Source organism: Streptomyces sp. NPDC008313 (assembly GCF_042956125.1).
In the GTDB taxonomy this organism is placed as follows: Bacteria; Actinomycetota; Actinomycetes; order Streptomycetales; family Streptomycetaceae; genus Streptomyces.
Window position 1 is genome coordinate 344,207 of record NZ_JBIBFR010000002.1, and the last position, 23,419, is coordinate 367,625.

Annotated in this window: 18 protein-coding genes and 1 riboswitch; of the genes, 13 read left to right on the forward strand and 5 right to left on the reverse strand. The window is 74.2% G+C overall.

Annotation, left to right across the window (positions count from 1 at the left end; all coding sequences use genetic code 11):
• The first annotated feature begins 139 nt into the window (after positions 1-139).
• Positions 140-1,363, forward strand: a complete 1,224-nt coding sequence (gene metK, locus ACFY93_RS04380) for a methionine adenosyltransferase (protein ID WP_391353457.1) — start codon at positions 140-142, stop codon at positions 1,361-1,363.
• A 123-nt stretch (positions 1,364-1,486) separates the two neighbouring features.
• Positions 1,487-3,634 (forward strand): primosomal protein N', encoded by a 2,148-nt coding sequence (locus tag ACFY93_RS04385; RefSeq protein WP_391353458.1) that lies wholly within the window; start codon positions 1,487-1,489, stop codon positions 3,632-3,634.
• Between the two features lie 104 nt (positions 3,635-3,738).
• Here the strand turns inward: ACFY93_RS04385 and ACFY93_RS04390 are convergent, their stop codons facing one another.
• Positions 3,739-4,302 (reverse strand): hypothetical protein, encoded by a 564-nt coding sequence (locus tag ACFY93_RS04390; protein ID WP_391353460.1) that lies wholly within the window; start codon positions 4,300-4,302, stop codon positions 3,739-3,741.
• 368 nt (positions 4,303-4,670) lie between these two features.
• Here ACFY93_RS04390 and fmt point away from each other — a divergent pair, with 368 nt between their 5' ends.
• The 9 genes from fmt (at position 4,671) to ACFY93_RS04435 (ending at position 16,174) form a co-directional block, all read left to right on the forward strand.
• The gene (fmt, locus tag ACFY93_RS04395) at positions 4,671-5,606 is read left to right on the forward strand and encodes a methionyl-tRNA formyltransferase (protein ID WP_391353461.1); all 936 of its coding nucleotides are present in this window, start codon (positions 4,671-4,673) and stop codon (positions 5,604-5,606) included.
• Between the two features lie 324 nt (positions 5,607-5,930).
• Positions 5,931-7,361 carry a transcription antitermination factor NusB gene (locus ACFY93_RS04400; RefSeq protein ID WP_391353463.1) on the forward strand — a complete coding sequence of 477 codons (1,431 nt, stop codon included), beginning with the start codon at positions 5,931-5,933 and terminating at the stop codon, positions 7,359-7,361.
• 84 nt (positions 7,362-7,445) lie between these two features.
• The gene (gene rpe / locus ACFY93_RS04405) at positions 7,446-8,132 is read left to right on the forward strand and encodes a ribulose-phosphate 3-epimerase (RefSeq protein ID WP_391353465.1); all 687 of its coding nucleotides are present in this window, start codon (positions 7,446-7,448) and stop codon (positions 8,130-8,132) included.
• A 78-nt stretch (positions 8,133-8,210) separates the two neighbouring features.
• A complete protein-coding gene (locus ACFY93_RS04410; RefSeq protein WP_391353466.1) occupies positions 8,211-9,254 on the forward strand; it encodes a sugar-binding domain-containing protein in 1,044 nt (347 codons plus the stop codon).
• Positions 9,255-9,553: 299 nt separating this feature from the next.
• Positions 9,554-10,996 (forward strand): GuaB1 family IMP dehydrogenase-related protein, encoded by a 1,443-nt coding sequence (locus ACFY93_RS04415; RefSeq protein WP_391353603.1) that lies wholly within the window; start codon positions 9,554-9,556, stop codon positions 10,994-10,996.
• 341 nt (positions 10,997-11,337) lie between these two features.
• Entirely contained in the window at positions 11,338-12,840 is a 1,503-nt protein-coding gene (locus ACFY93_RS04420; RefSeq protein WP_391353467.1) for an amino acid transporter, read from the forward strand.
• Between the two features lie 10 nt (positions 12,841-12,850).
• Positions 12,851-13,303, forward strand: coding sequence for an AsnC family transcriptional regulator (locus ACFY93_RS04425; protein WP_391353469.1), 453 nt, complete (start codon positions 12,851-12,853; stop codon positions 13,301-13,303).
• 311 nt (positions 13,304-13,614) lie between these two features.
• On the forward strand, positions 13,615-14,409 hold the full coding sequence (locus tag ACFY93_RS04430) for a nitrilase-related carbon-nitrogen hydrolase (protein ID WP_391353471.1): 795 nt from the start codon (positions 13,615-13,617) through the stop codon (positions 14,407-14,409).
• 55 nt (positions 14,410-14,464) lie between these two features.
• Positions 14,465-16,174, forward strand: a complete 1,710-nt coding sequence (locus ACFY93_RS04435) for an FAD-dependent oxidoreductase (protein WP_391353472.1) — start codon at positions 14,465-14,467, stop codon at positions 16,172-16,174.
• Positions 16,175-16,212: 38 nt separating this feature from the next.
• Here ACFY93_RS04435 and ACFY93_RS04440 read toward each other — a convergent pair whose 3' ends face one another.
• The 3 genes from ACFY93_RS04440 to ACFY93_RS04450 form a co-directional block, all read right to left on the reverse strand.
• Complete coding sequence (locus ACFY93_RS04440) at positions 16,213-17,142, reverse strand: TIGR03619 family F420-dependent LLM class oxidoreductase (protein ID WP_391353473.1); 930 nt, start codon at positions 17,140-17,142, stop codon at positions 16,213-16,215.
• A 91-nt stretch (positions 17,143-17,233) separates the two neighbouring features.
• Positions 17,234-17,929, reverse strand: coding sequence for a DUF5995 family protein (locus ACFY93_RS04445; protein WP_391353474.1), 696 nt, complete (start codon positions 17,927-17,929; stop codon positions 17,234-17,236).
• Between the two features lie 144 nt (positions 17,930-18,073).
• The gene (locus tag ACFY93_RS04450; RefSeq protein WP_391353475.1) at positions 18,074-19,480 is read right to left on the reverse strand and encodes a solute carrier family 23 protein; all 1,407 of its coding nucleotides are present in this window, start codon (positions 19,478-19,480) and stop codon (positions 18,074-18,076) included.
• A 397-nt stretch (positions 19,481-19,877) separates the two neighbouring features.
• Here ACFY93_RS04450 and ACFY93_RS04455 point away from each other — a divergent pair, with 397 nt between their 5' ends.
• Positions 19,878-20,336, forward strand: coding sequence for a thioesterase family protein (locus ACFY93_RS04455; protein WP_391353476.1), 459 nt, complete (start codon positions 19,878-19,880; stop codon positions 20,334-20,336).
• Here the strand turns inward: ACFY93_RS04455 and ACFY93_RS04460 are convergent.
• A complete protein-coding gene (locus ACFY93_RS04460; protein ID WP_391353478.1) occupies positions 20,296-21,507 on the reverse strand; it encodes an MFS transporter in 1,212 nt (403 codons plus the stop codon). The genes ACFY93_RS04455 and ACFY93_RS04460 overlap by 41 nt on opposite strands.
• Positions 21,508-21,670: 163 nt before the next feature.
• On the opposite strand from ACFY93_RS04460, the gene ACFY93_RS04465 reads away from it, so the two are divergent.
• On the forward strand, positions 21,671-22,873 hold the full coding sequence (locus ACFY93_RS04465; RefSeq protein WP_391353480.1) for an ROK family protein: 1,203 nt from the start codon (positions 21,671-21,673) through the stop codon (positions 22,871-22,873).
• 355 nt (positions 22,874-23,228) lie between these two features.
• A riboswitch (FMN riboswitch) is annotated at positions 23,229-23,359 on the forward strand.
• The last annotated feature ends 60 nt before the right edge of the window (positions 23,360-23,419 follow it).

The window sequence follows — 23,419 nt, forward strand, 5'->3', positions numbered from 1 at the left end:
CACAGCGTTTCCGAGAGGCGAGACGGGTGACCCCGTGGCCGGGCACGACCGATAAACTGTCCGCGGACGGCGCCGGGCGCAGCTCCCCGCACCGTCCGACAATGATCAGCCAGCAGCCGCTGCAACCCCAGGGAGCGTTGTGTCCCGTCGCCTGTTCACCTCGGAGTCCGTGACCGAGGGTCACCCCGACAAGATCGCTGACCAGATCAGCGACACCATCCTCGATGCGCTTCTGCGTGAGGACCCGACGTCCCGGGTCGCCGTGGAGACGCTGATCACGACCGGCCTGGTGCATGTGGCCGGAGAGGTCACGACCAAGGCGTACGCGCCGATCGCGCAGCTCGTGCGCGACAAGATCCTCGAGATCGGCTACGACTCCTCGAAGAAGGGCTTCGACGGCGCCTCCTGCGGCGTGTCGGTGTCCATCGGCTCGCAGTCCCCGGACATCGCCCAGGGTGTCGACACGGCCTACGAGAGCCGGGTCGAGGGTGCCTCCCAGCGGGACGAGGGCGACGAGCTGGACCGGCAGGGCGCCGGCGACCAGGGCCTGATGTTCGGGTACGCGACGGACGAGACCCCCGAGCTGATGCCGCTGCCGATCCATCTGGCGCACCGGCTCTCCCGCCGGCTGTCCGAGGTCCGCAAGAACGGGACGATCCCGTACCTGCGCCCGGACGGCAAGACGCAGGTCACCATCGAGTACGACGGCGACAAGGCGGTCCGCCTGGACACGGTCGTGGTGTCCTCGCAGCACGCGTCCGACATCGACCTGGACTCGCTGCTGGCGCCGGACATCCGTGAGTTCGTGGTGGAGCCGGAGCTGAAGGCGCTGCTCGAGGACGGCATCAAGCTGGACACCGAGGGCTACCGGCTGCTGGTCAACCCGACCGGGCGGTTCGAGATCGGCGGCCCGATGGGTGACGCCGGCCTGACCGGCCGGAAGATCATCATCGACACCTACGGCGGGATGGCCCGGCACGGCGGCGGCGCCTTCTCCGGCAAGGACCCGTCCAAGGTGGACCGCTCGGCGGCGTACGCGATGCGCTGGGTCGCCAAGAACGTGGTCGCGGCGGGGCTCGCCTCCCGCTGCGAGGTGCAGGTCGCGTACGCGATCGGCAAGGCCGAGCCGGTCGGTCTGTTCGTGGAGACCTTCGGCACCGCCAAGGTCGACGCCGAGAAGATCGAGGCTGCCATCGGCGAGGTCTTCGACCTCCGCCCGGCCGCGATCATCCGCGACCTGGACCTGCTCCGCCCGATCTACTCGCTGACCGCCGCGTACGGCCACTTCGGCCGCGCGCTGCCCGAGTTCACGTGGGAGCGCACCGACCGCGTCGACGCGCTCCGCGAGGCCGTGGGCCTGTAGGTCCCCGCGCGTCATCGAGGCCCGGTGCCCCTTCGGGGGCGCCGGGCCTCGCCGCGTCGCCCGCGCGTCGCCGCCCTCCGCCGCCGCCGCTCGTTGTCGGTGGCGTCTGGTAGGAATGCAGGCGTGAGCAGCGAGAACGGGCAGGGGGACGGCGGCGCGGAGCGGACGGCGCCGGAGCAGCTCGCGCTCGTCCGGGACGCCGTGCGCAAGGCCGGGGTGCCCAAGGCCAAGCCCCGGACCTGGCGGGGGGCGCCGCTGGCGAAGGAGCTGCCCGTCGCGCGCGTCCTCGTCGACAAGGGCGTCCTCCACCTCGACCGGTACTTCGACTACGCGGTGCCCGAGGAGCTGGACGAGGCCGCGAAACCCGGGGTCCGGGTCCGGGTACGGTTCGGCGCCGGAGGCCGGCGGGTCCGCGAGGGGCGGCGGGAGGGCGGCGGGCTCATCGACGGCTTCCTCGTCGAGCGGGTCGCCGAGTCCGACTACGCCGGGCCGCTGGCCGCGCTCGCCCAGGTCGTCTCGCCCGAGCCGGTGCTCGACGCCGGGCTGCTGGGCCTCGCCCGCGCCGTCGCCGACCGGTACGCGGGCAGCCTCGCGGACGTGCTGCAGCTTGCCGTACCGCCCCGGCACGCCCGCGCCGAGGCACGGGCCGCCGCCGAGCCGCCCCCCGCCCCGCCCGCCCCCGAACCGGGCACCTGGCGGAGGTACGGGCGGGGCCCCGGGTTCCTGGACGCGCTCGCCACCGGTGGCTCCCCGCGAGCCGTGTGGACCGCGCTGCCCGGCCCGGAGTGGGCCGACGAGATCGCCCGGGCCGTGCAGGCGACCCTGGCCTCAGGCCGGGGCGCGCTCGTCGTCGTACCGGCAGGGCGGCCCGCCGCGCGGGTGGACGCGGCACTCACCGCGCTCCTCGGCCGGGACCGGCACGCCCTGCTGACCGCCGACGCGGGCCCCGAGAAGCGCTACCGGGAGTGGCTCGCCGTCCGGCGCGGCGCCGTACGGGCCGTCGTCGGCACCCGTGCCGCCATGTTCGCGCCGGTGCGCGACCTGGGGCTGGTGGCCGTCTGGGACGACGGCGACGACGGCCACAGCGACGACAACGCGCCCCACCCGCATGTCCGCGAGGTGCTGGAGCTGCGGGCCGCCCGTGACAAGTGCGGTTTCCTGCTGGGCGGCTGGAGCTGCACGGTGGAGGCCGCGCAGCTGGTCGAGAGCGGCTGGGCGCTGCCGCTGTCCGCGGACCGGGAGCGGGTGCGGTCCGCGGCGCCGCTCGTGCGCACCGTGGGGGACCAGGACCTCGCCCGGGACGAGGCGGCGCGGGCCGCCCGGCTGCCGAGCCTGGCCTGGCAGATCGTGAAGGAGGGCCTGCGGGACGGCCCCGTACTGGTGCAGGTCCCGCGGCGCGGCTACGTGCCCCGGATGGCCTGCGCCCAGTGCCGCGCGCCCGCGCGCTGCGCGCGCTGCGCGGGGCCCCTGGCGGCCGAGGACGCCGGAGCCCTGCGCTGCGGCTGGTGCGGGTGCGAGGAGACGGCCTGGCACTGCCCCGAGTGCGGCGGATTCCGGCTGCGCGCGCAGATCGTCGGCGCCCGCCGCACGGCCGAGGAGCTGGGGCGGGCGTTCCCGGCGGTGCCGGTGCGCACGTCGGGGCGCGAGCAGGTGCTGGACACGGTGCCGGGCACGCCCGCGCTCGTCGTGAGCACCCCCGGAGCCGAGCCCGTCGCCGAAGGCGGGTACGCGGCCGCACTGCTCCTGGACGGCTGGGCCATGCTCGGACGGCCGGACCTGCGGGCCGGTGAGGAGGCGCTGCGGCGCTGGATCGGCGCCGCGGCGCTGGTGCGCCCGCAGGGGGCCGGGGGCACCGTGGTGGTCGTCGCCGAGCCGACGCTGCGGCCCGTGCAGGCGCTGGTGCGCTGGGATCCCGCGGGGCACGCGGTCCGCGAGCTCGCCGAGCGCGCCGAGATCGGCTTCCCGCCCGTGTCCCGGATGGCGGCGGTCTCCGGCCCGCCCGAGGCCCTCGCCGACTTCCTCGCGGCGGCCCGGCTGCCCGGTGACGCCGAGGTGCTGGGTCCGGTGCCGCTGCCCGTCACCGACCCGGGGCGGCCGCGCCGGGTCGGTGCGCCGCCGCCCGGCGAGTTCTGGGAGCGGGCGCTCGTGCGGGTGCCGCCGGGGCGGGGCGCCGCGCTGGCGGTGGCGCTGAAGACCGCACAGGCGGCGCGGATGGCGCGGGGCGGGCAGGAGCCGGTGCGGATCCGGATCGACCCGCCGGACATCGGCTGAGCGGGGCCGCGGGCGCACCGGCCGACGGCTCATCGGGCGGCGGCCCCCGGACGGGCTGGTGCGTGCGCCTCCCGCTCGGGGAACGAGGTGGCGGGGAGCGGCGGTCAGCCGTTGCGCGGGCCCGGGAACGCGGTGGGCCGGGCCTCGTCGCGCAGCGCGGAACCACTCGTACTCGCACTCGCGGTCGGCTGCGGCGGCATGGAGCGGGCCGCGGGGACCGTGGGAAGCGTGGGAAGCGTGGACACCGCGGTGTCCACGGCGACCGTACGGCCGCCCGACGACTCGGTGGCCCGCTCGGCCTCCGCCGCGGCCTGGGCGGCGGCGCGGCGCGCGCCGTAGCGGCGGTGCACCGCCTGCTTGGTGACGCCGAGGGCCGAACCCACCGCGTCCCACGAGAAACCCAGCGACCGGTCGAAGTCCACAGCGGCGGTGACCAGCGTCTCGACGCTGTCCCTGAGCTCCTGCGCGAGCCGGACGGTCGGCGCGGGCGCGCGTCCGTAGACGACGAAGCCCGCGGAGGAACCGGAACGGCGGGGGCGGTAGACGTTGCCCAGCTGGGCGGTGAGCGTGCGCAGTGCGTCCACCTGCCGGCGGACCCGCTCGATGTCCCGCACCAGCAGGTGCAGGCTGGCCCGAGCCTGGGCGTCGTGGGTTGCGTGGTCGGCCATGAACAAGCCTCTCGAACCGGCGATGAATAGGATCGGGGCCGCGACTGCGCCCCGCTGTGGTCAACTCCGTCTTGACCAACGCGCGGCGGGGTGAGTGGTCACGCTGCCGGGGCGTACGGGCATATGCGCGGGGCGCGCGTGCGGGCACGCGTACGCCCCGCGGCAACCGGCTCACGCGCGCCTGCGGAGGAGGAGGGCCGGACGCCGGCGCGACGCCCTGGACCACCGCCGCGTGCCCGCCTCATAGACTGGTGCGCCGTCCGCCGCTCCCCGTCGGCCGGGCCGTCCGCCGATTCCGCTCGGCGGCCTGTCCGCCGTGGTGAGGGCGGCACCGCCGTCGTCCACGTCCGAGAGGCCCACCGCTTCCCATGAAGCTCGTCTTCGCAGGCACCCCCGAGGTCGCCGTCCCCGCTCTGGACGCCCTGATCGCCTCCGGGCGGCACGAGGTCGCCGCCGTGGTCACCCGCCCCGACGCCCCCGCGGGCCGGGGACGCCGCCTCGTGGCCAGCCCGGTCGCCGAGCGGGCCGAGGAGGCCGGGATCGAGGTGCTGAAGCCGGCGAAGCCGCGGGACGAGGCGTTCCTGGCGCGGCTGCGGGAGATCGCCCCGGACTGCTGTCCCGTCGTCGCCTACGGCGCGCTGCTGCCCCGCGTCGCCCTGGACGTCCCGGTCCACGGCTGGGTCAACCTGCACTTCTCCCTGCTGCCCGCCTGGCGCGGCGCGGCCCCCGTGCAGCACGCGATCATGGCCGGCGACGAGATCACCGGCGCCTCCACCTTCCTGATCGAGGAAGGGCTCGACTCCGGCCCGGTCTACGGGACGGTCACCGAGGAGGTCCGTCCCACCGACACCAGCGGAGACCTGCTGACCCGTCTCGCGTTCGCCGGGTCCGGACTGCTCACCGCCACCATGGACGGCATCGAGGACGGCACCCTCAAGGCCCTGCCGCAGCCCGCCGACGGCGTCTCCCTCGCCCCGAAGATCACCGTCGAGGACGCGCACGTCGACTTCGGCGCCCCCGCGCTGCGCGTCGACCGGGTCGTCAGGGGCTGCACGCCCGCCCCCGGCGCGTGGACCGTCTTCCGCGGCGAGCGGCTCAAGCTCATCCAGACCGTGCCCGCCCCGGACCGCACCGACCTCGCCCCCGGCGCACTCGCCGTCGGCAAGAACAGCGTCCACGTCGGCACCGGCTCGCACGCCGTCGAGCTGCTCTGGGTCCAGGCCCAGGGCAAGAAGCCGATGCGCGCCGCCGACTGGGCGCGCGGGGTCCGCATCGCCACGGGCGAGACGGTCGGCGCCCAATAGGGCCTCCCGTTCGGATCAGGCCGGGCCCGCGGGGCCCGGCACCGCACCTCGCCGCGTTGTCGTCGGTCTCCCCCAAGCTCCCGGCCGCGCTCGAGCGGGGAGGTGCCCCACGGCTCAGCCATGCCGCCCTCCTCCGCCTTGCAGCCGCACGCACCACCCCCCGCTCACCGGCGCTGACCAGGCACCGCCGGCCTCCTGCGACTCGATCCGCCGGACAGGCCCTGACCGCCGGCGGCGTCCGGCCCGCCACCGGGGCGGAGAACCCCTCCCGGCCGCGACGTAGGCTGGACGGACACGTCATCCAGGATCCGGAGCACCTTCTTCGTGAGCGAGCAGTCCCGTCGGCCCCGCAAGCCGGGCAAGCCCCACCGCCGTCCGCACAAGGACCCCGTCCGCGTCCTCGCCTTCGAGGCGCTGCGGGCCGTGGACGAACGCGACGCGTACGCCAACCTCGTCCTGCCGCCGCTGCTGCGCAAGGCGCGCGAGAAGGGCGACTTCGACGGGCGCGACGCGGCACTGGCGACCGAGCTGGTCTACGGGACGCTGCGCCGCCAGGGCACCTACGACGCGATCGTCGCGGCCTGCGTGGACCGCCCGCTGCGCGAGGTCGACCCGCCGGTCCTCGACGTGCTCGGTCTGGGCGCCCACCAGCTCCTCGGCACCCGTATCCCGACGCACGCCGCCGTGTCCGCGACCGTCGACCTCGCCCGGGTCGTCCTCGGCGACGGCCGCGCCAAGTTCGTGAACGCGGTGCTGCGCAAGGTCGCGCAGCACGACCTGGACGGCTGGCTGGAGCGTGTCGCCCCGCCGTACGACGAGGACCCCGAGGACCATCTCGCCGTCGTGCACGCGCATCCGCGCTGGATCGTCTCCGCCCTCTGGGACGCGCTCGGCGGCGGCCGGGCCGGCATCGAGGACCTGCTCGACGCGGACAACGAACGGCCCGAGGTGACCCTGGTCGCCCGCCCCGGCCGCTCCACCGCCGCCGAACTCCTCGACGGGATCGGCGAGGAGGCCGGTCTGCCCGGCCGCTGGTCGCCGTACGCGGTCCGGCTCACCGAGGGCGGCGAACCGGGCGCCCTCGACGCCGTGCGCGCGGGCCGGGCCGGAGTCCAGGACGAGGGCAGCCAGCTGGTCGCGCTCGCCCTCGCCAACGCCCCGCTCGACGGGCGCGACGAGAAGTGGCTGGACGCCTGCGCGGGCCCCGGCGGCAAGGCCGCCATGCTGGCCGGGCTCGCCGCCGAGCGCGGCGCCGTGCTGCTCGCCTCCGAGAAGCAGCCCCACCGCGCCGGACTCGTCGCCAAGGCCCTGGCCGGCAACCCCGGCCCGTACCAGGTCGTCGCCGCGGACGGCACGCGGCCGCCGTGGCGCCCCGGCACCTTCGACCGCGTGCTGGTGGACGTCCCCTGCACCGGGCTCGGCGCCCTGCGCCGCCGTCCCGAGGCCCGCTGGCGGCGCCGTCCCGAGGACCTGGACGGCTTCGCGCCGCTCCAGCGCGGGCTGCTGCGCACCGCGCTGGACTCGGTACGCGTCGGCGGCGTCGTCGGCTACGCGACCTGCTCCCCGCACCTCGCGGAGACCCGGGCCGTCGTCGACGACGTCCTCAAGCACTACGACGGCGCGGCCGAACCGGTCGACGCCCGCCCGCTGCTGCCGGACGTGCCGGCCCTGGGCGACGGCCCCGACGTACAACTGTGGCCACACCTGCACGGAACGGACGCGATGTACCTGGCCCTGCTCCGCCGGACGGCGTGACCGGGGCCGCCCGGGGCGGAACCCGGGCCGTCCGGGGTGCGGACCGGCCGACCGGGGGCGCCGCGGGCATGGGAGGCTGGGGGCATGGCCGCGCAGATCAACCCCAGCATCCTGTCCGCCGACTTCGCCCGCCTCGCGGAGGAGGCGAAGGCGGTGGAGGGAGCCGACTGGCTCCACGTCGACGTGATGGACAACCACTTCGTCCCGAACCTCACGCTCGGGGTGCCCGTCGTGGAGTCGCTGGCCCGTGCGACGGACACCCCGCTGGACTGCCACCTGATGATCGAGGACCCCGACCGCTGGGCGCCGCGGTACGTGGAGGCGGGCGCCGGCTCCGTCACCTTCCACGTCGAGGCGGCCGCCGCGCCGGTGCGGCTCGCGCGGGAGATCAGGGCCAAGGGCGCCCGCGCCTCCATGGCGCTGAAGCCGGCGACGCCCGTCGAGCCGTACGAGGATCTGCTGCCCGAGCTCGACATGCTGCTGATCATGACGGTCGAGCCCGGCTTCGGCGGCCAGGCGTTCCTGGACATCATGCTGCCCAAGATCCGCAGGACCCGGGAGCTGATCGGCAAGCACGGACTCGAACTCTGGCTGCAGGTCGACGGCGGAGTCTCGGCCTCCACCATCGAGCGGTGCGCCGACGCGGGGGCGGACGTCTTCGTCGCCGGCTCGGCGGTCTACGGGGCGCAGGACCCGGCCGAGGCGGTACGCGCACTGCGCGACCGGGCGGAGGGGGCGACGGCCGCGGCGTCCTGGGCGTGCGGCCACTGAACCAAGAGAACGTGAACGGCGCCCATCAGGGCTGATCAAGTACGCCGGATCTGCAAGGATGAACGGCGAGTCCAGAGTGTGAACAGCAGTGAGGAGAGCGCCGTGTCGGGTATGTCGGCGGGCCGGTCGTCCATGCGGATGGGACCCGCTGAGCTGGTGCAGGCGGCGGCCATGGCCCGCCGCTTCTACCTCGAGGGGAAGTCCAAGATCCAGATCGCCGAGGAGTTCGGCGTCAGCCGCTTCAAGGTGGCCCGGGTCCTGGAGACCGCCCTCGAACGGGATCTGGTGAGGATCGAGATCCGTGTCCCCGCCGAACTGGACGCGGAGCGCTCGGACGCGCTGCGCGCCCGCTACGGACTCCGGCACGCCGTCGTGGTCGAGTCCCCGGCCGACGCCGAGGAGTCGCCCGACCCGGAGAACCTCGGGGAGGTGGCCGCCGACCTGCTCGGCGAGCTGGTCAACGAGGGCGACGTGCTGGGCCTCGCCTGGGGCCGCTCCACCATTCACATGGCGGCGGCCCTCGACCGGCTCCCGCCGTGCACGGTGGTGCAGCTGACCGGCGTGTACGACGCGGGGACCGCGGAGCGCGGCTCGGTGGAGGCGGTACGGCGGGCGGCCCAGGTGTCGGGCGGCGACGCGCACCCCATCTACGCGCCGATGCTGCTGCCGGACGCCGCCACCGCGGGTGCGCTGCGCCACCAGACGGGCATCGCCCGCGCCTTCGAGTACTTCGACAAGGTCACGGTCGCCTGTGTGTCCATCGGGTCCTGGGAGGCCGGCATCTCCACGGTGCACGACATGCTCAGCGACGAGGAGCGCGCCCACTACGCCTCGCTCGGTGTGGCCGCCGAGATGTCCGCGCACCTCTTCGACGCCGAGGGCCGGCGGATCGGCCGGGACCTGGGGGAGCGGTGCATCACGGTCGAGGCCGACCGGCTGCGGCGCATCCCCGAGGTGGTGGCGATCGCGGGCGGACAGCGCAAGGCGGCGGCGATCGACGCGGTGCTCCGCTCGGGGCTCGTCACCAGCCTCGTCACCGACACCTCGGCGGCGGACTCCCTGATGACCGCGGGTCCGGCACCGCGCCCGGCCCTGAACCGGGCGGACCCCGACGGCCCCTGAGCGGCGGCGCGGCCGGTCGCCACGACGTCCCCGGGGCCGGGTGGCGCCGGGGCGACGGCCGGTCTCCGCCGGGGGCGCGCGGACGGTCCGGGCCCCGGGCGGCGGGTCCGACGACGCCGTCCCCGGCGCCGTGGCGCCGCCGTGCCCTCGCTTGGAGGATCCGCCGAAGGCCCCTCCGACCTGCCTGGATGATCAGCCCGGGGACCGCTGCCGGGTCGCCGTGGGAGAATGAAGTACGTGCTCTTCCCCCTGGCTGACCTGTCCGGGGGCCACCTCTGATCGACTGGGATGTGCAGCACGTGCGTTTCCTCAACGACATCCAGCCCCCGTACGACCTCACGTACGACGACGTCTTCATGGTGCCGAACCGCTCGGCGGTCGGCTCCCGTCAGGGCGTGGACCTCGGTTCCCCCGACGGCACGGGCACCACGATCCCGCTGGTCGTCGCCAACATGACCGCGATCGCCGGACGCCGGATGGCGGAGACCGTGGCCCGCCGCGGCGGCCTCGTCGTCATCCCGCAGGACATCCCGAACGAGGTCGTCACCGAGGTCGTCTCCTGGGTCAAGGGCCGTCATCTGGTGCTGGACACCCCGATCGTGCTCGCACCCCACCAGACCGTCGCCGACGCGCTGGCGCTGCTGCCCAAGCGGGCGCACAACGCGGGCGTCGTCGTCGACGAGGACGGCAGGCCGGTCGGTGTGGTCACCGACGCCGACCTGAACGGCGTCGACCGCTTCACCCAGCTGTCCGAGGTCATGTCCCGGGACCTGCTGCTCCTCGACGCGGACATCGCGCCCCGTGAGGCCTTCAACCGGCTGGACGGCGCCAACCGCCGCTACGCCCCCGCCGTGGACGGCGACGGCAGGCTCGCGGGCATCCTCACCCGCAAGGGCGCCCTGCGCGCCACGCTGTACACGCCCGCCACCGACGCGAACGGCCGGCTGCGCATCGCCGCCGCCGTCGGCATCAACGGCGACGTCGCGGGCAAGGCCAAGCAGCTGCTCGACGCGGGCGTCGACACCCTGGTGATCGACACCGCCCACGGGCACCAGGAGTCGATGATCGCCGCGATCCGCACCGTGCGCGCGCTGGACCCGAAGGTCCCGATCGCCGCGGGCAACATCGTCGCCGCCGAGGGCGTGCGCGACCTCATCGAGGCCGGCGCGGACATCATCAAGGTCGGCGTCGGACCGGGCGCCATGTGCACCACGCGCATGATGACCGGCGTGGGCCGCCCGCAGTTCTCCGCCGTCCTGGAGTGCGCCGCCGAGGCGAAGAAGTACGGCAAGCACGTCTGGGCCGACGGCGGGGTCCGCCACCCGCGCGACGTCGCCATGGCCCTGGCCGCCGGAGCGTCCAACGTCATGATCGGCTCCTGGTTCGCGGGCACGTACGAGTCCCCGGGCGACCTCCAGCAGGACGCGAGCGGACGGCTCTACAAGGAGTCGTTCGGCATGGCCTCGGCCCGTGCCGTGCGCAACCGCACGAGCGAGGAGTCGGCGTACGACCGCGCCCGCAAGAGCCTCTTCGAGGAGGGCATCTCCACCTCGCGGATGTTCCTCGACCCGGCCCGCCCGGGCGTCGAGGACCTGATCGACTCGATCATCGCGGGCGTCCGCTCCGCCTGCACCTACGCGGGCGCGGGCTCCCTCGAGGAGTTCTCCGCGCACGCGATCGTCGGCGTCCAGAGCGCCGCCGGCTACGCCGAGGGCAAGCCGCTGCACGCCAGCTGGAGCTGACCCGCCCCGCGCCGCCTTCCCGCGCGGCCCCTGCCGTCCCGGACCGGACGGCGGGGGCCCGGGCGGTCCCGGCGCGAGCCCTCGCCGGACGGCCGGAAAACGGTCCTGCCCGCCCGTGCGCAACCATCGAAACGGACGGCGCAACGAACCTCCACCCGGCCGCGATGAACGCAACGATCCTGCACCAACGCGCAAGGCTGCTGCATTACGCCCGGAAGGCCGGGCTCGTAGGGTCATGCGCTGTACGTGGCGTGGCGAGGACCCCGCTCGGTGGGTCCCCGCTGCCAGGGGGTGCCGCCGGTCCTCGCCGCCCTGACCGGCAGCGATGAAGGAGCCGACGCGTGCTCGACCAAGGCGCACCCCCGCAGTCCCGCAGTCATCCCGCCCCCTCGCCCCCCGGGCTCGGCGCGCGTCTGATGCGCCGCAAGCCCGTCGAACGGCTGGTCGCCGAGGGCGGTCAGGGCGAGGGCGGCAGCCTGCGGCGCTCCCTCGGCCTGTGGCAGCTGACGATGATCAGCATCGGCGCCACCCTCGGCACCGGCATCTTCGTGGTCCTCGGCGAGGCGGTCCCCAAGGCCGGACCGGCGGTCACCCTCTCCTTCGTGATCGCGGGCCTCACGGCGCTGTTCTCCGCGCTCTCCTATGCCGAGCTCGCGGGCACCATCCCGGTCTCCGGCTCCTCCTACTCGTACGCCTACGCCACCCTCGGCGAGCTCATCGCCTGGATCTGCGGCTGGTGTCTCGTCCTCGAGTACGGCGTGTCCGTCGCCGCCGTCGCGGTCGGCTGGGGCGAGTACCTGAACGAGTTCCTGGACGGCACCATCGGCGTCACCATCCCCGACGCCCTCTCCGCCCCGCCCGGCGACGGCGGGATCTTCAACCTGCCCGCGCTGATCGTCGTGCTGCTCGCCATGGCGTTCCTGCTCGGCGGCGCCAAGGAGTCCGCGCGCGCCAACACGATCATGGTCATGGTGAAGATCGCCGCGCTGCTGCTCTTCTGCGCCATCGGCGTCCAGGGCTTCCGTTCCGGCAACTACGAGAACTTCATGCCGATGGGCATGGGGGGCGTCAGCGCCGCCGGCGCCACGCTGTTCTTCTCCTACATCGGCTTCGACGCCGCCTCCACCGCCGGTGAGGAGGCGAAGAACGCCCAGCGCGACCTGCCCCGCGCGATCATGCTCTCGCTCGTCATCGTGACGGCCCTGTACGTCCTGGTCGCCGCCATCGCCGTCGGCGCCAAGCCCTGGAAGGGGTTCACGGACTCGGAGGCGGCGCTCTCCGGGATCATGGAGAACGTGACCGGCGACACCGTCTGGGGCACGCTGCTCGCCGCGGGCGCCGTCATCGCCATCGCCAGCGTCGTCCTGACCGTCCTCTACGGCCAGACCCGCATCCTGTTCGCCATGTCCCGCGACGGACTCGTGCCCAAGGTCTTCTCCCGCGTCCACCCGAAGACCGGTGCGCCGCGCGCCAACACCGTCATCGTGTCGCTGTTCTGCGGCGTCCTCGCCGCGGCCGTCCCGCTCGGCCAGCTCGCCGACGCCACCAGCATCGGCACGCTCTTCGCCTTCGCCCTGGTCAACGTCGCCGTCGTGGTGCTGCGCCGGACGCGCCCGGAGATGCCCCGTACCTTCCGGGTCCCGCTGTCCCCGGTGGTGCCCGCGCTGGGCTTCGCCTTCTGCGTGTGGATGATGGGCAGCCTGTCCGCCGTCACCTGGGTGGTCTTCGGAATCTGGATGGCCGTCGGGCTCGTGGTCTACTTCGGTTACGGCCACCGGCGCTCCCGGCTGGCCGCCGGCGACCCCACCGGCACCGCCGACACCGCAGTCATCGCACAGAAGTGAACCGCCCGCCTTGCTGAACCATCTCGACGAACGCATCGTGCACGCCCTCGCCGAGGACGCCCGTCGCTCCTACTCCGACATCGGCCAGCTGGTCGGCCTGTCCGCGCCCGCCGTCAAGCGGCGCGTGGACAGGCTGCGCGCCACCGGCGCCATCACCGGCTTCACCGTCCGGGTCGACCCGGCGGCGCTCGGCTGGGAGACCGAGGGGTTCGTCGAGATCTACTGCCGGCGCAACACCTCGCCGGAGACCATCCAGCGGGGCCTGGAGCGGTACCAGGAGGTCGTGGCCGCCTCCACCGTCACCGGCGAGGCGGACGCGGTCGTCCAGGTCTTCGCCTCGGACATGCGCCACTTCGAACGGGTCCTGGAGCGGATCGCCGGGGAGCCGTTCGTCGAGCGCACCAAGTCGGTGCTGGTCCTCTCACCGCTCCTGCGCCGCTTCTCGTCGGGTTCGCCGACCTAGACGGGACAGGACTGGCCCGGATCCGGTCCGGGCGACCGGCCCGCACCGCCCCGCACCGCCCCGCGCCGGCCCGGACGGGACGAACCCGGACCTCCGACCGCCCCGGCGTCACCGTCAGGGGCGCGGCCCCCACCGGCGTGTCCGCCGTGGGGGCCGACGCGTCCGGCGGGCGCGCAACGAATCGCCGCTTCGCCCGCGACGGACGCAACGATCCTCCCGCCGACGCGCAACGCTGCCGCCTTGTCCGCCCGCGCCGGCCGACCGTACCGTCTAATCCGGCCCCCGAACCTCCGTACCGGTGAGGAACACGCATGCGCACCGCCCTGCTCCAGAGCTCCGGCCACCCCGGCTCCGTCGACAAGAACCTCGAGGTTCTCGACGAGGCAGCCGGCCGTGCCGCCGCCGCGGGCTCCGGGCTGCTCGTGACCTCGGAGCTGTTCCTGACCGGGTACGCGATCGGCGACGGCCTGGCCCGCCTCGCCGAACCGGCGGACGGCTCCATCGCCGACGCGGTCGCCGCCGTCGCCGGCCGGCACGGCCTCGCGATCGCCTACGGCTACCCCGAGCGGGGCTTCGACACCGGTCTCGTCCACAACGCCCTCCAGCTGATCGGCGCCGACGGCACCCGCGTCGCGAACTACCGCAAGACCCACCTCTTCGGCTGCTTCGAGCGCGAGCACTTCACTCCGGGCGACGAACCGGTGGTGCAGGCGGAGCTCGGCGGACTGCGGATCGGCCTGATGATCTGCTACGACGTGGAGTTCCCGGAGAACGTGCGCGCGCACGCCCTCGCCGGAACGGACCTGCTGCTGGTGCCGACCGCGCAGATGCACCCGTTCCAGTTCGTCGCCGAGTCGGTCGTCCCGGTGCGCGCTTTCGAGAACCAGATGTACATCGCGTACGTCAACCGGACCGGCCCCGAGGGCGACTTCGAGTTCGTCGGGCTCTCCACGCTGGCCGGGCCCGACGGGGTCCCGCGCGCCCGCGCCGGCCGGGGCGAGGAGCTCGTCCTCGGCGACACCGACCCCGCGTTCCTCTCGGCCTCGCGCGAGCAGAACCCGTATCTGAAGGACCGCCGCCCCGGTCTCTACGGGCCGCTCGTCTGAGCCCGGCCGCCCTTCCCTCACCTCGAACAGCTTTCGCGCAAGGAGTCCGTACCCCATGACGTCCACCGTGCCCAACGCCGTCCAGCACGCCGACGCGCAGCAGCCGCCGATCACCATGTTCGGCCCGGACTTCCCCTACGCGTACGACGACTTCCTCGCGCACCCCGCGGGGATCGGCCAGATACCCGCGACCGGGCACGGCACCGAGGTCGCGGTCATCGGCGGCGGTCTGTCCGGCATCGTCGCCGCCTACGAGCTGATGAAGATGGGCCTGAAGCCCGTCGTCTACGAGGCCGACCGGATCGGCGGCCGGCTGCGCACGGTCGGCTTCGACGGCTGCGACCCCTCGCTGACCGCCGAGATGGGCGCCATGCGCTTCCCGCCGTCCTCCACGGCCCTGCAGCACTACATCGACCTGGTCGGCCTGAAGACGAGCCCGTTCCCCAATCCGCTCTCCGAGGCCACGCCCTCGACCGTCGTCGACCTCAAGGGCGAGTCGCACTACGCGGAGACGATCGACGACCTGCCCGAGGTCTACCGCCAGGTCGCGGCGGCCTGGAACGCCTGCCTCGAGGACGGCGCCGACTTCTCCGACATGAACCGGGCGATGCGCGAGCGCGACGTGCCGCGCATCCGCGAGATCTGGGCGAAGCTCGTCGAGAAGCTCGACAACCAGACCTTCTACGGCTTCCTCTGCGACTCGGAGGCCTTCAGGTCCTTCCGGCACCGCGAGATCTTCGGCCAGGTCGGCTTCGGCACCGGCGGCTGGGACACCGACTTCCCGAACTCCATCCTGGAGATCCTGCGCGTCGTCTACACCGAGGCCGACGACCACCACCGCGGCATCGTCGGCGGCTCCCAGCAGTTGCCGCTCAGGCTCTGGGAGCGCGAGCCCGAGAAGATCGTGCACTGGGCGTACGGCACGTCGCTGGCGTCGCTGCACGGCGGCGACCCGCGCCCGGCCGTGACCCGGCTGAACCGCACCGCGGGCAACCGCATCACGGTCACCGACGCCTCCGGCGACATCCGCACCTTCGAGGCGGCGATCTTCACCGCCCAGTCCTGGATGCTGCTCTCCAAGATCGCCTGCGACGACTCGCTCTTCCCGATCGACCACTGGACCGCGATCGAGCGCACGCACTACATGGAGTCGAGCAAGCTCTTCGTGCCCGTCGACCGGCCGTTCTGGCTCGACAAGGCCGTCGACGACAGGGGAAACCCGACCGGACGGGACGTCATGTCGATGACGCTCACCGACCGCATGACCCGCGGCACCTACCTCCTCGACGACGGCCCGGACAGGCCCGCCGTCATCTGCCTCTCCTACACCTGGTGCGACGACAGCCTGAAGTGGCTGCCGCTGTCCGCGAACGAGCGGATGGAGGTCATGCTGAAGTCCCTCGGCGAGATCTACCCGAACGTCGACATCAGGAAGCACGTCATCGGCAACCCGGTGACGGTCTCCTGGGAGAACGAGCCCTACTTCATGGGCGCGTTCAAGGCCAACCTGCCCGGTCACTACCGCTACCAGCGCCGCCTGTTCACCCACTTCATGCAGGAGACGCTGCCCGAGGACAAGCGCGGCATCTTCCTGGCCGGCGACGACATCTCCTGGACGGCCGGCTGGGCGGAGGGCGCCGTGCAGACCGCGCTGAACGCCGTCTGGGGCGTCATGCACCAGCTCGGCGGGACGACGGACCCCACCAACCCCGGCCCGGGCGACGTCTACGACGAGATCGCCCCGGTGGAGCTGCCCGAGGACTGAGCCCGAGCCGGTACGCGGCCGCCGGTGCCGGACGCCGTTCAGACCCCGGCGGCCCGGGCCGCCGCGTACAGCTCGGCGGCCACGTCCTTCAGTTCCTCCGCGTCGCGCGGGGTGCCCTGGACGTCGAGGAGGATCTCGTCGAGGCCGACCCCGGCGTGCGCCGCCAGGTCCTCCACGATCTGCGCGACGCCGCCCTGGAAGGGGCGCCGGCCGGCGCCCTCGTACGGCTTCGGCGTGTACCAGACGTTGGCGCGCAGCACGGTCCGCAGCGGCTCGGTGCGGCCCCGCTCGGCGGCCGGCTCCCGCAGCCGCCGCCACTGCTCGGCCAGCGGCCCGGCTCCGGTGGCCACCGGCAGCCAGCCGTCGGCGTGGTCGACGAGGCGCCGCCGGGCCCGGCCGCTCCTGGCCGCCAGCAGGATCGGGATGGGCCGGGCGGGCTTCGGGCCGACCGCGGCCGACGTGATCCGGCTGAGCCGCCCGTCGTGGACGACCGGATCGGGTCCCCACACGGCCCGGCAGACCTCGATGACCTCGTCCAGGACCCGGCCGCGTTCCTCGAACGGCCGCACCGAGGCCGCCGCGTACTCGTCGTGCGACCAGCCGGTGCCCAGGCCCGCGACGACCCGGCCGCCGCTCGCCGCGTCGAGCGTGGCGAGGGACCTGGCCAGCTGGAAGGGCACGTGCAGCGGGGCGACCAGCACGCTGGTGCCGAGCAGGGCGCGCTCGGTGGCCGCCGCGGCCAGCGTCAGTGTCACCAGGGGTTCGGCGACGCCCCGGTACCGCTCCGGCCAGGGCAGCCCCTCGACGCCGTAGAGGCCCTGGGTCGCGGGTTCGGGGAACAGCGCCCGTTCGAAGACCCACAGGCTCTCGTACCCGATCCGTTCGGCGGCGCGGGCCACGTCGGGCACGTCCCGTCCGAGGTCGTACTGCTTGGTCTGCGGGAGTCCGAGTCCGAGCCGGGCCGTCATCGCCTGCGTGCTCCTTCGCCGTCGGGTGCCTTCGGGCCAACGTACAGCGGCGGTACGGGAGTTCTCGGCGCCCGCGCGACCGGTGGCCGGATCAGTCCGGCAGCGGGGTGAGCAGCATCCGGCCGGTCAGGCCGACCGCCGCGTCGAGCCGTCCGGCGAACTCCCCGGCCACGTCGGGCAGATCGCGCAGCGCCCACAGCGCGCGGGCCGCCGACCAGGTGGCCTCCCGGGCCCGCTCCAGGCTCCACGAGCCGAGCAGATGCGTGAGCGGGTCGGCGATCTCGAGGAGGTCGGGCCCCGGCATCAGATCCTCGCGGACCCGTTCCTCCAGCGAGACGAGGAGCTCGCCCACGCGGTCGAACTCGTCCTCCAGATCGGCCGGTTCGCAGCCGAGCGTGCGGCAGGCGTCGACCACGGCGAGCGCGAGGTCGTGCCCGATGTGCGCGTTGACGCCCGCGAGGGCGAACTGCAGCGGCCGTACGCCGGGATGACGGCGGAACTGGAAGAGGGGACGCCAGCAGGCGGGCGGACGGCCCCCGCCGGCGTCCGCGCCGACGGCCGCCAGGTAGCGCTCGGCGAAGCGGACGTCCAGGGTGAGGGCGGCCCCGGGATCCGTGAAGTGCCCGTCGTCCACCCGCCGGGCCACCTCCTCGGTGACGGTGAGGTAGACGCGGTTGAAGACCGCGACCCCGTCCCGCTCAGGCAGCGCCGCGCCGAGCGCGCGCATCCACCCCACCACCGCGTCGATCCCGCGCAGGGGGACCTCGGTCCGTTCCGACAGCACCATGGCGGCAGCGTCCCAGTGCGGGGGCCGCCGCGGTGCCGCCCGACCGCGGGCTTCCCCGGAACGGGGGAACGCGTGCCGCCGGGGGAGTGGCCGCCACCGCGGGCCCGCGGCCGGTGCCCGAGGGGCGTCCTACGCCGTGCGCGGCTACGAGCCGGCGCGCCGGTCCTGGCCCGCGCCGTCCTTCTCGTCGTACGACGACGTACCCGAGTCCAGCAGGGGTTCCTGCGACTTCAGGTGCGCGGGGGCCAGCGCGCGCAGCACGTGGTAGCCGGTGATGACGACCAGCGTGCCGAGCGCGATCCCGCTCAGCGTGAAGGTGTCGGTGAACTTCATCGTGACGTTGCCGACGCCGATGACGATGCCCGCGGCGGCGGGCACCAGGTTCAGCGGGTTGCGCAGGTCCACCCGGGCGTTGAGCCAGATCTGGGCGCCGAGCAGGCCGATCATCCCGTACAGGATGACGGTGATGCCGCCGAGCACCCCGCCGGGGATCGCGGCGACGATCGCGCCGAACTTCGGGCAGACGCCGAAGACGAGCGCGAAGCCGGCCGCCGCCCAGTACGCGGCGGTCGAGTAGACCCGGGTCGCCGCCATCACGCCGATGTTCTCGGAGTACGTGGTGTTGGGCGGGCCGCCCAGGGCGGTGGAGAGCACGGAGGCGACGCCGTCCGCCGAGATCGCGGTGCCCAGCCGGTCGTCCAGCGCCTCGCCGGTCATCTCGCCGACCGCCTTGACGTGGCCCGCGTTCTCGGCGACCAGCGCGATCACGACGGGCAGCGCGACCAGCACCGCCGACCACTCGAAGCTCGGCCCGTGGAAGGAGGGCAGGCCGATCCAGTCCGCCCGGCCCACGCCGGACAGGTCCAGGCGCCAGTGGTCGGTGAGCTTGCCGGACGCGTCCACCGAGTGGATGCGGCCGAAGACCCGGTCGAAGACCCAGGAGACGGCGTAGCCGAAGACCAGGCCCAGGAAGATCGCGATACGGGAGAGGAAACCGCGCAGGCACACCACCGCCAGACCGGTGAACAGCATCACGAGGATCGCGGTCCACTGGTCCTGCGGCCAGTACGTGGACGCGGTGACCGGCGCCAGGTTGAAGCCGATCAGCATCACGACCGCGCCGGTGACGATCGGCGGCATCGCGGCGTGGATGATCCGTGCCCCGAAGCGCTGCACGGCGAGTCCCACCAGGAACAGCGCGACGCCGACCACCAGGACCGCGCCGGTCACCGTCGCGCTCGTGCCGCCCTGCGCGCGGATGACGGCGGCGACGCCGACGAAGGAGAGGGAGCAGCCGAGGTAGCTGGGCACCCGGCCGCGCGTGGCGAGCAGGAAGATGACGGTGGCGACCCCGGAGAGCATGATCGCGAGGTTCGGATCGAGGCCCATGAGGACCGGGGCGACGAACGACGCCCCGAACATCGCCACCACGTGCTGGGCGCCGAGACCGACGGTACGGGGCCACGAGAGCCGTTCGTCGGGGCGGACCACCGCTCCGGGCGCGGGCGTGCGCCCGTCACCGTGCAGCTTCCAGCGCACGCCGAGATCCATGGTGAGTTTCCGCTTCCGTAGTGCTGTGCGCAGCGCGCGGTGCGGCGCCCGGGACAGCGCGTCCGTGCTGCTCGTCGTGCCGGTCCTCGTGCCGGCTCCCGTGCAGCCGGCCCTGGTGCCTCCCGTGTGCCCGAAGACCCTGGGGAGTGTATGCGGGGCCGCGTCCGGGGCCGTCGGGTGCCTCCGGGACGCGTTCGGCGGCCGGACCGGGCCGGACCCGCCGGAGGAGTGGCTGAGCGTCCGCTTAGGATGGGGGTGCGTTTCCGGCCACCCGGGCGGCTGTCCCCGGCCACCCCGGCCGGGCAGCAGGGGGTGTCGGACACCCTCCGGCCCGCAGTCCCCGCACGGAACCTCGCCCTGTACGAGTCCCGCGCCCGCACGTCCCAGGAGTCCCGCCGTGACCGCCGAAGCCCCGACCGCCCCCGCCCTCTCGTACGGGCGGATCGTCCCCGTCACCGTCCACTTCGACGACCTGGACGCGCTCGGGCTGCTGCACAACGCCCGCTACCCGGTGATGGTCGAGCGCGCCTGGGCCGCGCTCTGGCACGAGCACGGCTTCGGTTTCGAGGGCGACTGGGAGGCGGCGGGCGACTTCTGCAACGCCGTCAGGGAGCTGCGCGTCAGCTACGACGTCCCGGTGAACCGCCCCGGCGCCTACGCCGTCCACCTCTGGCTCGACCGGCTCGGCACCACCGGACTGACGTACGGCTTCCGCTTCTGCTCGGCCGACGGTGCCACGACGTACGCGCACGGCACCCGGGTCCTGGTCCGCCTCGACGCCGGCACGCTGCGGCCGGCGCCGTGGAGCGAGAGGTTCAGGGCCGTGGGTCGGGGACTGCTGCGCTCGGACGGCTGATCCTCGGCCGGTTCCGGTCGCCCGCGCGCAGCACGCCCGCGAAGGCGGTGAGGCCGCACGCCAGCACGGTCACCAGGCCGAACGACACGACGAGACTGGTCGCCTGGGCGAGCGTGCCGATGGCGCTCGGCGCGACCAGCCCCGAGGTGTACGTGATGGTGGCGACGCCCGCGATGGCCTGGCTGGGGTTGGGTCCGCTGCGCCCGGCCGCGGCGAAGCAGAGCGGGACGACGACCGCGATGCCGAGGCCCATCAGCGCGAACCCGGCCATCGCGACCGCGGGATGGCCCGCCACCACGATCAGCAGTCCGCCGAGCGCCGCGAAGAGGCCGCTCACCCGGACGGTCCGTACGGCGCCGAACCGGTCCACGACACGGTCGCCGGCGATCCGGGCGACGGCCATGGTGAGGGTGAAGCCCGTGGTGGAGGCCGCCGCGAGTCCGGCCGAGGTCTCCAGCTGGTCGCGGAGGTAGACCGCCGACCAGTCCAGGCTCGCGCCCTCCGCGAACACCGCGCAGAAGCCGATGGCGCCGATGAGCAGCGCCGACCTGGGCGGCAGGGTGAACCGGGGCGGCGGCTCCTCGTCCTCGGTCGGCCGCAGGTCGAGGACCCAGCCGCAGGCGACCAGTCCCGCGGCCGTCAGCACGACGGCCGCCAGCGCGTGGTGCAGCCGCGCGTCCGAGCCCAGGTGCGCCGCGATGGTGCCGGCCGCCGAGCCGGTCAGCGCGCCCGCGCTCCACAGACCGTGCAGCCCCGACATGATCGACTTGTCCAGGCGGTTCTCGACCTCGACGCCCAGGGCGTTCATCGCGACGTCCGACATGCCGGCCGTCGCGCCGTAGACGAACAGGGCCGGGCAGAGCGTGTACAGGTTCGGCGCGAGCGACGGCAGGATCAGCGCCAGCGTCCACAGCGAGAGCAGTCCGCGCAGCGCCGCGCGGGCGCCGAACCGGTGGCTGATCCGCCCCGCCAGGGGCATCGCCAGGGACGCGCCGATCGCCGGGAAGGCGAGCGCGAGACCGAGCTGCCCGGCGCTGATCCCGGCGTGGTCCTGGATCCAGGGCACCCGGGTCGCGAACGAGCCCGTGACGGCGCCGTGCACCGCGAACACGGCGGCCACGGCGTACCGCGCGCGTTTCACCTCGCGCAGGTCGTAGATCACATCACTCATCGTTTCCCGGCCCCTCCCGGCTCCGTTGCCACACTGCCGGGCGTAAACTAGCAGGAACCCTGCCTGATAGAAACGGGGCGGGGGGACGGCCGGGCGGGACGCCCGGCGCGACCGCTCCGGGGGCCCGCGCGGACGGCTTCCGGCGATCTGGGAGGATCCCGGCATGCCCGCATCTCCGAGCACCGCCCGGGCGATCAACGACCGGCTGGCCCTGCGGCTGCTCCAGCAACAGGGCCCGCTGACCGCCGGGCAGTTGAAGCAGCTCACCGGACTGTCCCGGCCCACGGTCGCCGACCTCGTCGAACGCCTCGCGGCCGCCGGGCTGATCGCGGACGTGGGGGAGTCGGACAGCCGGCGGCGAGGCCCGAACGCCCGGCTGTACGGCATCGTCGCCGACCGCGCCCATCTCGCCGCCCTCGATGTCCGCACCGAAGGCGTGCGGGTCCTCGTCTCCGACCTGGTCGGCAGGGTGCTCGCCGAGGCGTCCGTGCCCATCGGCGACGACACCGGCACCGGGAACGCGGTCGAGCAGGCTCTCGCCCTGGTGGAACGCACCGTCAAGGAGGCCGGCGCCGAGCGTCTGCACACCGTCGGGATCGGCGCTCCGGGCCTGATCGACCCGGCCACCGGCGAACTGCGCGACTCCACCGGCCTGCCCGAGTGGCACCGGCGCCTCGGGTCCGCCCTCCACGAGCGTCTGGCGGCCCGGGTCATCGTGGAGAACGAGACCAATCTCGCCGCCCTGGCGGAGCAGCGCGACGGCGCGGCCCGCGACCGCGACACCTTCGTCCTGCTCTGGCTCGGCCACGGCACCGGAGCGGCCGTCGTGCTCGACGGCGCACTGCGCCGGGGAGCCTCCGGCGGCACCGGGGAGATCGGCTTCCTGCCGGTCCCCGGCACCCCGAAGCTCCCCTCGGCGACGGACTGCGGGGGCGGCTTCCACTCGCTCGCCGGGGCCGCCGGGATCGCCGCTCTCGCCGCCGTTCACGGCCTCACGGCCCGCGCCCGCGGCGGCGAACCTGCCGCCGCCGTCCTCGTGCGCGAGGCCGTCTCCGCGGTGTCGGACGGCGGGGCGGACCGTCCGGCCGCCGAGGCGTTCCTCGACGTGCTCGCGGACCGGATCGCCGTCGGCGCCGCCTCGGTCGTCGCCGTGCTCGACCCGGGATGCGTCGTGCTGGGCGGCGAGGTCGGGCAGGCGGGCGGCGCGGAACTCGCGCGGCGGGTGGCGGAGCGGGTGGAGCGGATGTCGCCGCTGCCCGTCGAGGTGCGGCCGAGCACCCTGGGGGGCGGCGCCGTACTGCGCGGCGCGCTGCTGACGGCCCGCGACGGCGCCCAGGACGACCTGTTCGCGCCCCGGGGACGCTGAGCGCCGTCGCGGGTGGAAGCCCGGAGGGGACCCGGCGGCGGGGCAAGGGCCGTCGTCACCGCCGCCGGGTCGCTCGTGGGGGCGGGCGGCTCCCGCGTGCGCGGAGCCGGATCGCGACCGGTGGTGACCGCCGGTCGCCCACGGCCCGGACGCCGCCCGGTGATGACCGCCGACCCTAAGAGGACTAGACCACACCGTCAATAGGTATGGACCAGCCGCAAGAGGGTGCGCCCGCAAGGGAATTGTCGCCTTCCGGCAGCCGGGGAAGTCCACCGGCGCGCCCTGTGAGCCAGCCCACAGCGATTCACCCGCATGGCGGTCGGCGCGGCGTGGCACACTGACCCTGTACCAGTAGCAGCGCACTCCGGGGTCGGTGAAATTCCGAACCGGCGGTTACAGTCCGCGACCCGGCCGCTTCCAGCGGCCGGTTGACCAGGTGAAATTCCTGGACCGACGGTTAAAGTCCGGATGGGAGGCAGTGCGCGGCGGGCGGGCATTCGTGCGCGCTGCCGTCTGTTGCGACGTGTCCCTCAGGGGACGGGTCTC